Origin of the sequence: Zavarzinia sp., assembly GCF_049306435.1 — a bacterium.
Classification (GTDB): Bacteria; Pseudomonadota; Alphaproteobacteria; order Zavarziniales; family Zavarziniaceae; genus Zavarzinia.
In genome coordinates this window covers 1-14,846 of sequence record NZ_JBAQRT010000267.1, presented here as the reverse complement: position 1 = coordinate 14,846, position 14,846 = coordinate 1, and the positions used below count along the sequence as shown (strand labels likewise).

Sequence of the window (14,846 nt, the reverse complement as noted above, 5' to 3'; positions counted from 1 at the left end):
CGCGCCGGCCACCGCCACCCCGGCCACCGCGCCCGCGCCGGTTTCCGTCGCCCTGTCGGCCGCGCCCGATCCCGCCCTCGTGGAGAATGGGCGCGACGGTCTGCTGCCGGTCATCGGCCCCGATGGGCGCCAGCCCTGGCAGGTCTACGCCAGGCCCTTCGCCGACCGGACGGCGCGGCCCCGCATCGCCATCATCGTCGCCGGCCTCGGCCTCAAGGAATCGACCTCGGCCGAGGCGATCGACAAGCTGCCGCCGGACGTCACCCTGGCCTTTTCGCCCTATGCGCGGAATCTCGACGACTGGTCGGCGCGGGCCCGGGCCGCCGGCCACGAGCTGCTGATCCAGCTGCCGATGGAGCCGGTCGATTTTCCGACCAGCGATCCCGGCCCCAAGGCGTTGATGACCGGACTTTCCGCCGCCGACAACCGCTCCCGCCTCGAATGGACGCTGGCCCGCACCACGGGCTATGTCGGGGTGATGACCTACATGGGCTCGCGTTTCACCGCCGACGCCGATGCCGTGCAGGCGATCGCCGCGCAGCTGAAGGCCCGGGGCCTGATGATCGTCGACAGCCGCACCGCCGAACAGTCGACCATTCCGGCCGTCGCCGGCCATCTGGGCCTGCCGCGCGCCATCGCCACCCGCTTCGTCGACGCAACGCCGACGCGGGCCGCCGTCGACGCCCGACTGGCCGAGCTGGAGCGATACGCCCGCCAGAACGGCGCCGCCATCGGCATCGCCTCCGATTATCCGGGCTCGATCGAGCGCATCGCCAACTGGACCGCCGGACTTGAAGCCCGCGGCCTCGTCCTTGCCCCCGCCTCCGCCCTTGCCGACACGGTCGCCACGGAATGACCCGTCCGGCCCCCTTCCCGTATTTCGAGTAACATGATGGATATCAACGCCCTGCCCTATCGCCCCTGCGTGGGGATCATGCTGATCAATCCCGAGGGCCTCGTCTTCGTCGGTCAGCGCATCGACAATCTGGTCGAGGCCTGGCAGATGCCGCAGGGCGGGATCGACGAGGGCGAGGACCCGCGAACCGCCGCCCTGCGCGAAATGGGCGAGGAGATCGGCACCGAGAAGGCGGAATTCATCGCCGAATCATCGGGCTGGCTGAACTACGACCTGCCGGCCGATCTGATCCCCAGGGTGTGGAAGGGGCGCTATCGCGGGCAGCGCCAGAAGTGGTTCGCCATGCGTTTCCTCGGCACCGACGCCGACATCAACATCGAAACCAGCCACCCCGAATTCGCCGCCTGGCGCTGGGTCGAGCACCAGGCGTTGCCGGACCTGATCGTGCCGTTCAAGCGCGACCTCTATCGGGAGATCGTCGCCGAATTCGCCCCGCTGTTTGTGGAGCGGGCGCGATGAGCGGCGGCAAGGGCCACATGGTCCTGATCCACGGCGCCTTCACCGGCGGCTGGGCCATGGCCTGTTGGGCCGAGGCGATGACGGCGGCGGGCTGGATCTGCCACACGCCCAATCTTCTGCACCACGACACGCCGGCTCACGGCCGGCCGCATCCCGACCTTGGCCGCACCAGCCTCGTGGACTACGCCGACGATCTTGCCCGGCTGATCAAGACGCTGCCGGAAAAGCCGGTGATCGTCGGCCATTCCATGGGCGGGCTGATCGCCCAGATGCTGGCCGGGCGGAACCTCGCCCGGGCGGCGGTGCTGCTCGCCCCCAGCCCGCCCTGGGGCGTCATCCCGTCGACAGAATTCGAGATCCTGTCGGCGGTCGGCATGGTCGCGACCCTCGGCGTGTTCTGGGACGGGCCGATCCATCCCGTCTATCGCGTCGCCGCCGACCATACGCTGAACCGCCTGCCCCGCGAGGAACGGCGCCAGGTCTTCTCGCGCTTCGTGCCCGAGTCGGGCCGCGCCGTGTTCGAGATCATGCATTCCACCTGGGACATGCGCCGGGCCAGCCGGGTCGAGCCGTGGACGGTGAAATGCCCGGTGCTGGCCTTCGCCGGCAGCGCCGACAAGGTGAATTCGGCCCGCACGGTCAAGCGCATCTCCGATCGTTACCGCGACACAGAAGGCAAGACCGCGTTCCGGCTTTACGACGGCTTCAGCCACTGGATGGTGTCCGAGCCGGGCTGGGAAGAGATGGCGGCCGATGCCGCCCGCTGGCTGGACCAGGTGATATCTTGAGGCTTGCCCTAGCCGCCGCGTTGCTGCTGCTGGCCGGACTGTCTCCGGCCCTGGCGGCGGAGGCCGGTCCGACACCCAATATCGCCGCCGCCGACACGCCGGCCGAGGACGAGTTGCCGCCGGGCGTCGCCAATGATGTCGCCATGCCCGGCGCGCTGGACGGCAGCTGGCGGATCGTGCTCGACGACGGCGGCGATACGCCGCTCGCCGCCCTCGACATCAGCCATGGCGCCGACGAGCCGCGAGCGGCCGGTGTTTTCACCGCCCTGCCCGGTCTCTGCCCCGATCCCGTCACCTCTTGCGACTGGGACGGCGTGACGGCCGAGATCACCGATATCGTCCTCGTCGACGGCGGTCTGATCATCAGCTTCAATCCCAGCGCCGATGTCGCCGACGAACAGGTGTTCCGCCTGCAGCCGGTCGACGATGGTTCGTGGCGCGGCACACTGGACGGCCGGCCGCCGCGCCGGGTCCTGATGCGGCACCCGCCGGAATAGGCGAAGCCCCCGCCACCCGGTGATCGGCACAAGTTCTTACGCTTGGCCCGCGGGCGGGTTTATGGTCCAGTCCAGCAATCCCGGCCCGTGGCCGGGCGGCAGTTTCGCGGTGGCGGGTATGGACAGCGCAAGGCGCGGCTTTTTCCTGGTGCTCGGTCTCGTGATGGTGGGCCTCGGCATTGTCGGCGCCTTCCTGCCCGTCATGCCGACCACCATTTTCCTGATCCTGGCGGCGGCCTGTTTCGCCCGCTCGTCACCCCGGCTCGAAGCCTGGCTGATGGACCACCCGCGCTTTGGCCCCACCTTGCGCGACTGGCGACGCCATGGCGCGATTTCGCGCCGGGGCAAGGCCTTCGCCCTCTCGGGCATGACGTTGGGCTATGGCCTGTTCTTCTTCGGCAGCCGGCCCGGGGCGTGGCTGGCCGCGGGTGTCGCGGTGCTGATGCTGGCCTGCGCCCTCTATGTCGCCTCCCGCCCGGCGCCGCCCACGCTCTGATTGGTTCAGCATTCACTCAAGTGACATTATCGGTCTTCGGATTTCCCCACGCGACAAGGTGGCCGATCATCCTGGCATTGTTCCAGTTCGAGCCAGGAGTCCCGGCGCCATGGATGAAGTCTTCGTTCGCAAAACCCTGATCAAACCGGCGCGCCTGCATGAATTATCCAAGCGTTCCGACGCCGCCGGTGCCCTGCAGCTGGTCAGCCATTTCGCCGCCATCCTGGCCACGGGCTGGCTGCTGTCCCAGACCTGGGGCAGCTGGTGGGCGGTTCCCGCCTTCCTGATTCATGGTGCGCTGCTCAACTTTCTCTATGCCGGCCAGCATGAACTGTCCCACTGGACCGTGTTCAAGACCCGTGGCCTGAACGAGATCTTCGGCCGGCTCACCGGTTTCATCCTGCTGTACCCGCGCGATTTCGACCAGATCCAGCACACCGCCCATCATCGCCACACCCAGGACTGGGAAAAGGACGGCGAGCTGGTGCGCGGCCCCTATTCCCTGTTCGGCTATCTGATGTGGTTCCTTGGGCCGACCTACTGGTATTCGCGCATCGCCCGCATCCTGCGCTTCTGCTTCGGCATCGTGATCGAGCCCTATATCCCCGAGGTCCGCCGCAAGGACGTGATCCTCGAGGCGCGGCTGCACATGCTGGGCTATCTGATCATCGCCGCCGTCTCGGTGTGGTTCGGCAGCTGGGCCGCCGTCCAATACTGGCTGGCGCCGCTGCTGCTGACCAAATGGGCGCATCAGTTGCAGAACACGATCGAGCATCTCGGCCTGTCGCACGAGCAGAACATCCTGACCAACACCCGCTCGACCCGCACCAACGCCCTGCTGCGCTGGGTCTGCTGGAACATGCAGTATCACACCGCCCATCACGCCTTCCCGGGGGTGCCGTTCTGGAAGCTGAAGCAGCTCCATGCCGAGATTTTCGACGGCAACGGCATCAAGCCCTATTCGATGACCTATCTCGGCTTCCAGTGGCAGGTGATGAAGAAACTGGCCGGCCATACCGAGGCCGACTATCCGATGGACCGGCCCTGGATCACCGATCACACCAACCGGGAAGACGCGAAGGTGGCGGTCAATGCCTGAGCTTTCCGTCTATCAGGCCCTGTGGGCGACCGAGCAGCGCACCCCCGGCGTCCCCGAGACGCCGGTGGGAGAACGCTTCGACGCGGTGAAGGCCGCCGGTTATGAGGGCATGGCGATCGACCTCGGCGCCCTCACCCTCGAGCAGGCGAAAGAGACGGTGCCGCATTTCGCGCGCACCGGCCTCGGCGGCTTGCTGACCGCCTTTCCGAAGTCGATCGAGGACCTGCGCCCCGCCCTTCACCTCGCCAAGGACATCGGCGCGCCCTTCGTCGTCGTCGTCGGCCAGGTGATGCCGGTCAGCGTCGACGGCATGATCCCGGTCATTCGCGACTGGCTGCGCCTCGCCGCCGAGGAAGGCGTGCCCCTGCAGTTCGAGACCCACCGCAACTGCATCACCAACGACATGTTCGCGACCCTGCAATTGCTCGACGCCATCCCCGAGATGCGCCTTGCCGCCGACCTGTCGCATTATGTCGTCGGCCGGGAAATGACCTTCCCGCTCTATGCCGAATATCATGGCCAGATCCGCCGCCTGCTCGCCCGTTCCGACTCGTTCCAGGGCCGGATCGCCAGCCGCTGCCAGGTGCAGCTGCCGGTGCAATTCCCGCAGACCAGGCCCTGGCTCGACCTCTTCCTCGGCTGGTGGGCGGAGGGTTTCCGCCTGTGGAAGCAGCGCGCGGGCGCCGACGACAGGCTGATCTTCCTGTGCGAGCTTGGCCCCCGCGACTATGCGATCACCGGGGCGGATGGCCTCGAACTCTCGGACCGGGCGGAGGACGCCCTGATCCTGCGCGACCACGCCCGCCGCCTGTTCGCCGAGGCGTGACGACTTCAATAAAAGCGTCATCCCGGCGAAGGCCGGGATCTCGTGCCGGCAAAGGCGCCGTCACTGGTTTCACACCAGCTGCCCGAGCTTCGTCACCTCCATCCGCTTGGCCTTCTCGAAATGGCTGAGCAGGATGGAGAGGAAGGCCGAGGCGGCGGCGCTCTGGCGGGCTGATTTCTTGAACATCACATAGAAGGTGTTCTCGGTCCGGAAATGATCCGGCATCACCTCCAGCAATTCGCCGCTCTCGATCCAGGGATCGGCGAAATGGGGCGGCAGGAAGCCGAGGAAGGCGCCCGAGAGCACGAGAAGGATGCGGCAGTCGATATTGCTGGCCTTGGCGTCCTTGCGAAAACCCGCGACCACGGCGCCGAAGGCGGGGTCCTCGGTCACGCCCGGCATGACCAGCCGGTGTTCCTTCACCTCGTCCGGGGTCAGGCCCGACAGGCCGCGCTGGGCCAGTTCATGGCCCCGGCTGCAATAGAGCCGCAACTCCTCGCGGAACAGCGGGATCATCTCGATCGCCGCGATTTCCCGCGGCACGACCGAAACACCGAGATCCGCCTCGCCCTCGAGGATGCCCTGTTCGACCCCGGCCGGCGTCGCCGACTCCATGGTGATTTCCACCTTGGGATGGCGACGGACGAATTCGGCGATCGCCCGCGTCATCGGTCCGGCCGCGACCGAGACCAGATTATCGACCAGCAAAAGCGAGACCCGGCCGGTCAGGGCCTTGACAGCGGTGGCCACCCGGTCGCGAAATTTCTCGACGTCGTTGAACAGCTGGAGGGCGGCGAGATAGACGATCTGCCCCTCGTCGGTCAGGCGAAAGCCGGCCCGGCCGCGCACGCAGAGTTTCGTGCCCATGCGCTGTTCGAGATGGGCGATGTCGAGGCTGATGGCCGATTTCGATTTGTTCAGGGCGACCTCGGCCGCCGTGAAACCGCCGTTTTCGACCACGGTGCGGAAGACCCGCATGAGGCGCAGATCGCCGTCGGAAATCGCGCCGCGAAAGACCTGCTGGGTCCGCGCGGCCGTGGTGACCTTCTTCAGTTTAGACTCCACTTAACTAAAGGTTTGGTTTTCATCATCGTGCGGTGCAACATAAGTGCATTAAAAAGTGATCATGCCCGGACGACAGGCGGCCAGGCAATAGATGTGGAGAGCGGCATGGATCGAGACCTTCACCGGCAGGATTCCCTTGCGATGGCAAAGGAACTTTACGCTCGCGGCCGGGTGAACCGGCGTGATTTCCTGAGCCTTTGCGCGATTCTGGGCGTTTCCGCGGCCGGCGTTGGCCTCGGCTCGAAGCGCGCGCTGGCGGCGGGCGAGATCACCATTTCCAACTTCGGCGGCGACGCGGTCAAGGCCTATACGGACGCCTGGACCACGCCCTTCGCCGAAGCGACCGGCACCAAGGTGAATATCGATGGCGCCGGGCCGCTGCCGGGCAACATCAAGAAGATGGTCGACGAGAAGAACGTGATCTGGGACGTTTCGGACGGCGACGGCTTCTACGGCCTGCAGCTCGGCCCCGACTATCTGGAGCCGATCGATTACACCGTGGTCGATCCCAAGGGCTATTTCGAGTGGAACAAGTTCCCGCTCTCGGCCGGCAACTACGTCTATTCCTATGTTCTCGCCTATGACAAGACCAAGCTGCCGGAAGCGCCGACGAGCTGGGCCGACTTCTTCGACCTGAAGAAATTCCCCGGCAAGCGCACCCTGTGGAAGTGGTTCATGGGCATGCCGGAAATCTTCATGCTGGCCGCCGGCAAGAAGCCGGAAGAGGTCTATCCGATCGACATGAAGCTCGTCGTCGAGATGGTGAAGTCGCTCGGCGACAACCTCGTGCTGTGGGATTCGGGCGCGTCGAGCCAGCAGCTGTTCCTCGATGGCGAAGTCGTCATGGGCAACATCTGGAACACCCGCTGTTCGGTGCTCGAGCGCGACACCAAAGGTCGCGTGGGCTGGATCTGGAACCAGCAGATCGCCAGCCCGGGCGCCTGGTGCATTCCGAAGGGCGGCAAGCATGTCGCCGAGGCGCAGAAGTTCATCGCCTCGACCCAGGACCCGAAGAAGCAGATCAAGCTGCTGGACGCCATGGGCAACGGCCCGGCCAATCCGGCTGCCCTGCCCTTGCTGACCGAGGAACAGAAGCGCCTCAACCCGACGTCGCATCTCGATGTCGGCATCATCCGCAACGAACAGTGGTATGCCGACAATTACGACACCGAACTGAACACCTGGCTCGATGCCGTTGCTGGCTGATACCCCCCGGCCGGCTGGTTTTCGGGAGGCCCTGCGCGATGCGCGGGGCCGTCTCGACCCGCACTGGTGGCTGGTCGCGCCGATCCTCGTCATCGTCGTCTGCCTCTATCTGCTGCCGCTGGGCAATGTCCTGCTGCTCAGCGTGACCGACCCGAAGCCCGGCATCGACAATTACGAACGGCTGGTGACCGCCAGCGGCCCCGTGAAGGTACTGCTGACGACTTTACGCATCTGCGCGATCACGACGGTCATTTCCATCGTGCTCGGCTTCTGCGTCGCCTTCGCCATGGCCCATGTGCGCGAGACGCATCAGCGCATCCTCGTCGTCGCCGTGCTCGTGCCCTTGTGGATTTCCGTGCTGATCCGCGCCTTTTCCTGGCTCGTGCTGCTGCGCGATCAGGGGCCGGTGAACGACTGGCTGATGCAGTCGGGCGTCATCGAGCAGCCGCTGGCCCTCGTTCGCAACGAACTGGGCGTCATCATCGGCATGGTGCATTACCTGATCCCCTATGCCGTCCTGCCCATTTTCGCGGTGATGCGCGGCATCGACCAGCGCCTGCTCTTCGCCTCGCGCAGCCTCGGCGCCGGACCGGGCACCACCTTCCTCAAGGTCTATCTGCCGCTGACCCTGCCCGGCGTCTTCGCCGCGACGGTCATCGTCTTCGTCTTCGGCCTCGGCTTCTATGTGACGCCCGCCATTCTGGGCGGCGGGCGCGTGGTCATGCTGGCCGAATCCGTCTCGGTCGCCATCCTGCAGACCGTGCGCTGGGGCTTTGGCGCGGCGCAATCGGTCGTCCTTCTCGTCCTCACCCTCGTCCTGATCGGCATCATGGCGAAGACGGTCGGCCTGAAGAAAGGCTTCGGCTGATGACCCGCCGCCTCTCCCCCGGGCTGATCCTCACCGTCACCATCGCCTGGATCGTCATCGGCTTCCTGCTGGCGCCCATGTTCATCTCGGTGCCGCTGTCGCTGACGCCCGAGCGTTTCCTGTCGATGCCGCAGGGCGAGCTTTCGCTGCGCCATTACGAGACCGTCTTCACCAATGACGCCTGGCTGAGCGCGCTGGGCGACAGCGCCATGGTCGGCATCGGCGCCACCCTGATCGCCACCTTCACCGGCGGCGCGGCGGCGATCGGTCTGTGGCAGATCGGCGGCCGGGCCGCGCGTGTCATCGGTGTCCTCGCCCTGATGCCGATGATCGTGCCGCCCATCGTCACCGCCCTTGCCCTGTCGCGGACCTGGGTCACCCTCGGCCTGTTCGACACCGTGTTCGGCGTGATCCTGTCCCATGCCATCCTGGGGATGCCCTTCGTCTTCATGACGGTTTCGGCCGCCCTCGAAGGCCTCGACCCCCGCATCGCCCAGGCGGCGCGCAGCCTGGGCGCCGGGCCGTTCCGCACCGTGCGCGACGTGGTCGTGCCCAATGTGAAGGCGGGCCTCCTCACCGGCGGGCTGTTCGCCTTCGTCATCTCCTGGGACGAGATCATCGTGACACTCTTCGTCTCGTCGCGCAGCGTCTATACCCTGCCGCGCAAGATCTGGTCCGACATCCGCGACAATATCGACCCCGCAGTCGCCGCCGTTTCCACCCTGATGATCGGGGCGACCGTGATCGTCGCCGCCCTCTACCTGCTGCGCGACCTTGCCCGCGCCAAATCCAAGGAAGCATCATGACGGACGAAAGCGCCGGCCAGGATATCCGTCTCTATGGCCTGTCCAAATATTACGGCGATTTCCGCGCCCTCGACGATGTCGACCTTCATGTCGCGCCGGGCGAATTCCTCACCCTGCTCGGCCCCTCGGGCTCGGGGAAAAGCACGCTGCTGATGGCGCTGGCGGGTTTCGTCGACCCCACCCACGGCGATATCTTCGTGGGCGGGACCTCGATCACCGCCCTCGCGCCCGAGAAACGGGATTTCGGCGTGGTGTTCCAGGGCTATGCCCTGTTCCCGCATATGAGCGTCGCCGACAATGTCGCCTATCCGCTGAAGGTGCGGGGGCTGGCCAGGCCCGAGATCGCGACCAAGGTGCGCGATGCCCTCGACCTCGTGCAGCTCGGCCACCTCGCCACCCGCCTGCCCAAGCAGCTCTCGGGCGGGCAGCAGCAGCGCGTGGCGCTGGCCCGCGCCCTCGTCTTCTCGCCCAAGATGCTCCTCCTCGACGAGCCGATGGGCGCCCTCGACAAGAAGCTGCGCCACGACCTCCAGCTGGAACTCCGCCAGCTGCACCGCCGCCTCGGCCGCACCTTCGTCAATGTCACCCACGATCAGGAAGAGGCGATGGCGATGTCCGACCGGATCGCCATCATGCGCGCCGGCAGGATCGAACAGCTCGGCGCCCCCCGCGCGCTCTATGACGCGCCCGAGACCCGCTTCGTCGCCGACTTCCTCGGCAAGAGCAATTTCATCGAAGGCAAGGTGACGGCCATCGACGCCGGCATCGCCACCCTCGACACCGCCGACGGCCCCGTGATCCATGCCTTAGGCGAGCGGCCGGCCGAAATCGGCGACAACCTCCTCCTCGCCCTCCGCCCGCAGAAACTCGTGCTCGGCCCCGGCCCCAACAGCCGCAAGGCGACGGTCGAAGCCGCCATCTTCCTCGGCACCCACGCCGAAGTATCCTTGCGCTGCGCCTCGGGCCAAGCCCTCGGCCTCAATCTCGCGATCGAGAATGCCGAAGCCCTGCCGGCGGAAGGCTCCACCGTCGAGATCGGCTGGGATCCGGCGGCGACGGTCGCGGTGACGCCGGACTGAGGGGAGCGAGGCGCCCTTTCCGGGTCGAGACCCCGGCCTTCGCCGGGGTGACGAAAGGAAAGGCTCCTTTAGTTCTGGAACACCCTATCCAACTCGTCACCCCGGCGAAGGCCGGGGTCTCGCGCAGGATGAAGCACCCGCACCCGCCCAACCCTCAAACGCCCCCCGCCAGCGCCCGGTCGCCCACAAAGGGGTTGCTGCGGCGCTCGTCGCCGAAGGTCGAGACCGGGCCGTGGCCGGGGATGAAGGTGACGTCGGGGCCGAGCGGCCAGAGTTCGCCGGTGATCGAGCGCACCAGTGTCGCGTGGTCGCCGCGCGGGAAATCGGTCCGCCCGATGGAGCCCTTGAACAGCACGTCGCCGACGATGGCGAGCTTGGTGGGGGCGTGGAAGAAGACGATGTGGCCGGGGGTATGGCCCGGGCAGTGGCGCACCTCCAGCACTTCATCGCCCACGGTGACCGTCTCGCCGCCGGTGAGCCAGCGCGTCGGCTCGAAGGCATCGTAGAGCGGGAAGCCATAGGCCTGGCCCTGCTGGCGAAGGGTATGGATGAGGAATTCATCCTCGCGGTGAGGGCCTTCGATGGGCACGCCGGCGGACGCGGCGAGTTCGCCCGCGGCCGAGGCATGGTCGAGGTGGCCGTGGGTGAGCAGCACCTTTTCCAGCGTGATGCCGACCTGTTCGATGGCGCCCCGGATCTTGTCGAGGTCGCCGCCCGGATCGACGGCCGCGCCCTTCATGGTCTTGTCGCACCAGACGAGGCTGCAATTCTGCGCGAAGGGGGTGACGGGGATAATGCCGACCTTGAGCATGGCGATCTCGACCAAATGCGTGGCGGATTTCCCGCCGCAGGAACCACGAAGACTGTAAGATACATAAGGGTAGTCGGACGTGCTTGTGAAGGTGATGCCTGGACATGGAACGCATTCGCCGCAATATCGTCGCCGGCCTTCTGGCCTGCCTTCCGCTGATGCTGACGGTCTGGGTCGTCGGCTTCGTCTTCGACTTCCTGGTCGCCGCCGGGCGGCCCTTCGTCCTCGGCCTTTCGGGCGCGCTGGCGCCGCAATTGCCCGATGTCGCCGCCCTGTTGCAGCAGGGCTGGTTCCAGAGCGCGCTGGCCGCCGTCGTCACCCTGATCGCGCTTTACCTGCTGGGCGCGCTGACCACCGCCATGATCGGCGCCCGCCTGTGGCATCTGTTCGACCGGCTGATGGCGCGCATCCCCTTCGTCGAGGCGGTCTACGGCGCCGTGCGCAAGCTGATCTCGTCGCTGCAGAGCACGCCGGCCGGCCAGCAGCGGGTGGTGCTGGTGGAATTCCCAAGTCCCGACATGAAAACCCTCGGCTTCGTCACCAAGATCTTCACGGCGAGCGACACCGGCCAGGAAATCGCCGCCGTCTATGTCCCGACCGCGCCCAACCCCACCTCCGGCTATATGGAGCTGGTGCCGGTCGAGCGGCTGGTCTGGCTGGACTGGACCGGGAACGAGGCGATGCAGTTCATCCTGTCGGGCGGCACCGCCGCGCCCGATCACATCACCTACGGCAGATCTTGACCTGGCGGGGGTGCTCCCCGATCCTCGGCCCAACCATAAGAAAGCCGGGGAGAGATCATGGAAAACGCCATCCGCATCGCAACCTATGACGATGTCCTGCAGGTGGAACGCCTGCCGGTGCGCGAGAGGATGCGCGGGATCGAGGACACCTACGCGGTGCTGCGCCATGCCGCCGGGGCTTACGGCGACAAGCACGCCCTGCGGTTCCTGCTGATCGGCGATCCCGCGCTGCCCAGCGTCGATGTGACCTATCGCGAACTCTTCGCCGAGGTGACGCGGGCCGCCAATGCCTTCCATGCCCTGGGCGTCGGCCCGGGTGACGCGGTCGGCATCCTGCTGCCCAACCTGCTCGAGACCCATTACGCCCTGTGGGGCGGGGAGGCGGCCGGCATCGCCAGCCCTGTGAATCCGCTGCTGGAGCCCGGCAAGATCGCCGATATATTGACCGCGGCGGGCGCCCGCGTGCTCATCACCCTCGCCCCCTTCCCGCAGAGCGATCTGTGGGACAAGGCGGTCGCCGTGATCGAGCAGGCGAGCGGTATCGAACATGTGCTGCGTGTCGACCTGTCGCCCTATGTGCCCGACGCGATGCGCGCGATGCTGCCCATGCTGATGCCGGCGGATACGCCGATCGCGCGCGGCGGCGTCACCATCCATGATTTCGACGCGCTGAGGGCGGCCCAGCCGGGCGACCGCCTGCTCTCCGGCCGGGTGATCGGGGGCGGCGAGATCGCCTCCTATTTCCACACCGGCGGCACCACGGGCACGCCGAAACTGGCGCGCCACACCCATTTCAACGAAGCCTTCGAGGCCATGCTGCTCGGCTCGATCATGGGCACCGACGAGGAGGATGTGATCCTCTGCGGCCTGCCGCTGTTCCATGTGAACGGCACCATGGTCACGGGTCTCGCCCCGTTCCATGCCGGCGGCACGGTGGTGATCCTGACGCCCCAGGGCTATCGCGGCCAGGGCGTCGTCGCCAATTTCTGGGCGCTGGTCGAACGCTTCAAGGGCAATTCCTTCTCGGGCGTGCCCACCCTCTATGCCGCTTTGCTGGACGTGCCGATCGGCAACCACGATGTTTCATCGCTGAAGACGGCGATCTGCGGCGCGGCACCCATGCCCGCCGACCTGATCCGCCGCTTCGAGGCCGCGACGGGTGTGAAGATCCTCGAAGGTTACGGCATGACCGAGGGCACCTGCGCCAGTTCGACCAACCCGCGCTATGGCGAGCGGCGCGCGGGCTCGATCGGTTTCCGCCTGCCTTATGTCGAGCTGCAGCCGATGAAGATCGACGGCAGCGGCCGGCCGGTCGGCCCCTGCGCCGTGGGCGAGGTCGGCGCCCTGTTCATGAAGGGGCCGCAGCTTTTCGCCGGCTATGTCGGCAAGCCGGCGCCGGACGGCTGGTTCGACACCGGCGACCTCGCCCGTTACGACGAGGATCATTACCTGTGGCTGGTCGGCCGCTCCAAGGACCTGATCATTCGAGGCGGCCATAATATCGATCCGCAGATGGTCGAGGATGCGCTGGTCTCCCACCCCGCCGTCGCGCTGGCGGCGGTGATCGGCCAGCCCGATGCCTATGCCGGCGAACTGCCCGCCGCCTATGTCTCGCTGCGCCCGGGCGCCAGCGCGACACCTGAGGAGTTGCTGGCCCATGCCCGCGCCCATGTGCCGGAGCGGGCGGCGGTGCCCGTGCATCTCGAGATCCTGGCCGAACTGCCGGTGACGGCGGTCGGCAAGATCCACAAGCCGCCGCTGCGCCTCGAGGCGATCCGCCGGGTGCTGGAAGCGGCCCTGGCCGCCGCCGGCCTCAGGGCGGGGGTCGAGACCTTCGACGATCCCACGCGAGGCCTGACCGCGCGCGTGACTCCGGCGCCGGGCGTCGATCGGGAAGCCGTCCGGCGCGTGGCTTCCGGCTTCGCGCTTGCGGTCGAAATGGGTGGAACCGACAGCGGCGGGTGAGAAACGACTCGCTTCTGGACGAGCCCGCCCGTAGCTTGCGCACTGCAACATGAACAGGAGGGCTCGACCATGTCCGCTAGCGACACAGACGACCAATCGCCCGCCTTCGAATATCACGTCGTGGCGACAGGCTCATCGGCCCAGATCATCGCCTTTCCGCGCAAGCCAAGGGATTCCGTGACGGTTCCCGCCGTTGACGCGGCCGTCACGGCCGACAGCACGGCCGCCAGCACGGCGAACGACGAGGCCTGATTCGCCGGGCTTAAGGCGCCGGGTGATCCTCGGCGCCCGCGCGGCGGTGTGGCCCGCCACCGGTCACATCCGCCAGCAGGCCGCGCCCCTCGGGCCAGACGCCATGGCCCGACACGACATTGATATGCCCCACCGCGCCGGCATCGACCAGGCGCGCGCCCCAATCCGCCGCGAGACCCGCCGCCACGGCGAAATCCATGTGCGGATCGCTTCGGCTGGCGACGAGCACGGCCGGAAACGGCAGGGCGACCCGGGGCAGCGGCGCGAAATCGCCCAGCCGGTCCGGCGTATGGCGCCGCGAGTCGACATCGGCCGGGGCGACCAGCAGGGCGCCGCCGATATCGAGATCGGGCCGCGCGGCGGCGACATGGGCCACCAGGATACAGCCGAGACTATGGGCGATCAGCACGACGCCCGGCCGCTGCTCGATCGCCTCGATCGCCAGATACAGCCAGCGGGACAGTCGCGGAGCGTCCCAATCCGGCAATTCCAGCCGCTCGCAGCCGAGCTCCGCCTGCCACAGGCTCTGCCAGTGTTCCGGCCCCGAATTACCGAGGCCCGGCAGGATCAGATAGGGCGAAGCGACCATCACAACTCTCCCTGAAGCGCAAGGGCAAGGCCACGGCGGGCACCGACGACGGTCAGCCAGGCGGCGATGCGAACGGCGACCTGTTCGGCATGGGCCGAGACCTGGGGCAGGCCCATCAATTCGCCAAAGGTCGCCCGGGCGAGCGGCCCCGCCACCAGCAGGGTGTCGATCGCCCGGCCATCGGCGGCGATGGCGCGGCTGCTGCGGTCGGTCGCAAGGCCAAGACCAAGGGCATCCGGCTTCACCAGCCCGCTGGCGGCGAGGCTGGCCAGCACCGGATTGCCGGCGACGATACCGCCATGGGCGGGGCCGGTGGCCAGCACCAGGGCATCGGTTTCGATCGTCTCGTCCCGGCCGAAGCGGACGCGGATGCCCCCCGCC

General features: G+C 67.2%; 17 protein-coding genes and 1 pseudogene. 14 read left to right on the top strand and 4 right to left on the bottom strand.

Annotated elements, in window-relative coordinates; genetic code table 11:
- From WAZ62_RS15190 to WAZ62_RS15160, 7 genes are all read left to right on the top strand, one after another.
- Positions 1 to 856 (top strand): divergent polysaccharide deacetylase family protein (locus tag WAZ62_RS15190; protein WP_422644380.1); only part of this gene is annotated, 856 nt, incomplete at its 5' end.
- A gap of 33 nt (positions 857 to 889) precedes the next feature.
- A complete protein-coding gene (locus WAZ62_RS15185; RefSeq protein ID WP_422644379.1) occupies positions 890 to 1,375 on the top strand; it encodes an RNA pyrophosphohydrolase in 486 nt (161 codons plus the stop codon).
- On the top strand, positions 1,372 to 2,163 hold the full coding sequence (locus WAZ62_RS15180; RefSeq protein ID WP_422644378.1) for an alpha/beta hydrolase: 792 nt from the start codon (positions 1,372 to 1,374) through the stop codon (positions 2,161 to 2,163). Before WAZ62_RS15185 ends, WAZ62_RS15180 begins: the two co-directional genes overlap by 4 nt.
- Complete coding sequence (locus tag WAZ62_RS15175; protein ID WP_422644377.1) at positions 2,160 to 2,660, top strand: hypothetical protein; 501 nt, start codon at positions 2,160 to 2,162, stop codon at positions 2,658 to 2,660. The genes WAZ62_RS15180 and WAZ62_RS15175 overlap by 4 nt, the downstream gene beginning before the upstream one ends.
- 61 nt (positions 2,661 to 2,721) lie before the next feature.
- On the top strand, positions 2,722 to 3,156 hold the full coding sequence (locus tag WAZ62_RS15170; RefSeq protein ID WP_422644376.1) for a YbaN family protein: 435 nt from the start codon (positions 2,722 to 2,724) through the stop codon (positions 3,154 to 3,156).
- 109 nt (positions 3,157 to 3,265) lie between these two features.
- Positions 3,266 to 4,255, top strand: coding sequence for a fatty acid desaturase (locus WAZ62_RS15165; protein WP_422644375.1), 990 nt, complete (start codon positions 3,266 to 3,268; stop codon positions 4,253 to 4,255).
- Positions 4,248 to 5,081 carry a sugar phosphate isomerase/epimerase family protein gene (locus tag WAZ62_RS15160; protein ID WP_422644374.1) on the top strand — a complete coding sequence of 278 codons (834 nt, stop codon included), beginning with the start codon at positions 4,248 to 4,250 and terminating at the stop codon, positions 5,079 to 5,081. Before WAZ62_RS15165 ends, WAZ62_RS15160 begins: the two co-directional genes overlap by 8 nt.
- A gap of 69 nt (positions 5,082 to 5,150) precedes the next feature.
- Here the strand turns inward: WAZ62_RS15160 and WAZ62_RS15155 are convergent, their stop codons facing one another.
- Positions 5,151 to 6,146 (bottom strand): LysR family transcriptional regulator, encoded by a 996-nt coding sequence (locus WAZ62_RS15155; protein ID WP_422644373.1) that lies wholly within the window; start codon positions 6,144 to 6,146, stop codon positions 5,151 to 5,153.
- Positions 6,147 to 6,287: 141 nt separating this feature from the next.
- Between WAZ62_RS15155 and WAZ62_RS15150 the strand changes: the two genes are divergently transcribed.
- The 4 genes from WAZ62_RS15150 to WAZ62_RS15135 are packed head-to-tail and all read left to right on the top strand — an operon-like array spanning position 6,288 to position 10,105.
- Positions 6,288 to 7,352 carry an extracellular solute-binding protein gene (locus tag WAZ62_RS15150; RefSeq protein WP_422644372.1) on the top strand — a complete coding sequence of 355 codons (1,065 nt, stop codon included), beginning with the start codon at positions 6,288 to 6,290 and terminating at the stop codon, positions 7,350 to 7,352.
- Complete coding sequence (locus WAZ62_RS15145) at positions 7,336 to 8,220, top strand: ABC transporter permease (protein ID WP_422644371.1); 885 nt, start codon at positions 7,336 to 7,338, stop codon at positions 8,218 to 8,220. The genes WAZ62_RS15150 and WAZ62_RS15145 overlap by 17 nt, the downstream gene beginning before the upstream one ends.
- Positions 8,220 to 9,026, top strand: coding sequence for an ABC transporter permease (locus WAZ62_RS15140; protein WP_422644370.1), 807 nt, complete (start codon positions 8,220 to 8,222; stop codon positions 9,024 to 9,026). The genes WAZ62_RS15145 and WAZ62_RS15140 overlap by 1 nt, the downstream gene beginning before the upstream one ends.
- Positions 9,023 to 10,105 carry an ABC transporter ATP-binding protein gene (locus WAZ62_RS15135; protein WP_422644369.1) on the top strand — a complete coding sequence of 361 codons (1,083 nt, stop codon included), beginning with the start codon at positions 9,023 to 9,025 and terminating at the stop codon, positions 10,103 to 10,105. The genes WAZ62_RS15140 and WAZ62_RS15135 overlap by 4 nt, the downstream gene beginning before the upstream one ends.
- A gap of 154 nt (positions 10,106 to 10,259) precedes the next feature.
- On the opposite strand, the gene WAZ62_RS15130 is transcribed toward WAZ62_RS15135, so the two are convergent.
- Positions 10,260 to 10,916 carry an MBL fold metallo-hydrolase gene (locus WAZ62_RS15130; protein WP_422644368.1) on the bottom strand — a complete coding sequence of 219 codons (657 nt, stop codon included), beginning with the start codon at positions 10,914 to 10,916 and terminating at the stop codon, positions 10,260 to 10,262.
- Between the two features lie 104 nt (positions 10,917 to 11,020).
- On the opposite strand from WAZ62_RS15130, the gene WAZ62_RS15125 reads away from it, so the two are divergent.
- The 3 genes from WAZ62_RS15125 (at position 11,021) to WAZ62_RS15115 (ending at position 13,876) form a co-directional block, all read left to right on the top strand.
- Positions 11,021 to 11,659, top strand: a complete 639-nt coding sequence (locus WAZ62_RS15125) for a DUF502 domain-containing protein (RefSeq protein WP_422644367.1) — start codon at positions 11,021 to 11,023, stop codon at positions 11,657 to 11,659.
- Positions 11,660 to 11,716: 57 nt separating this feature from the next.
- The gene (locus tag WAZ62_RS15120; protein WP_422644366.1) at positions 11,717 to 13,624 is read left to right on the top strand and encodes an acyl-CoA synthetase; all 1,908 of its coding nucleotides are present in this window, start codon (positions 11,717 to 11,719) and stop codon (positions 13,622 to 13,624) included.
- Positions 13,625 to 13,693: 69 nt separating this feature from the next.
- On the top strand, positions 13,694 to 13,876 hold the full coding sequence (locus tag WAZ62_RS15115) for a hypothetical protein (protein WP_422644365.1): 183 nt from the start codon (positions 13,694 to 13,696) through the stop codon (positions 13,874 to 13,876).
- Positions 13,877 to 13,886: 10 nt separating this feature from the next.
- Here WAZ62_RS15115 and WAZ62_RS15110 read toward each other — a convergent pair whose 3' ends face one another.
- Entirely contained in the window at positions 13,887 to 14,465 is a 579-nt protein-coding gene (locus tag WAZ62_RS15110) for an RBBP9/YdeN family alpha/beta hydrolase (RefSeq protein ID WP_422644364.1), read from the bottom strand.
- Positions 14,465 to 14,846, bottom strand: a pseudogene (locus WAZ62_RS15105) (hypothetical protein); the annotation flags it as partial. The gene WAZ62_RS15110 and the pseudogene WAZ62_RS15105, both read right to left, overlap by 1 nt.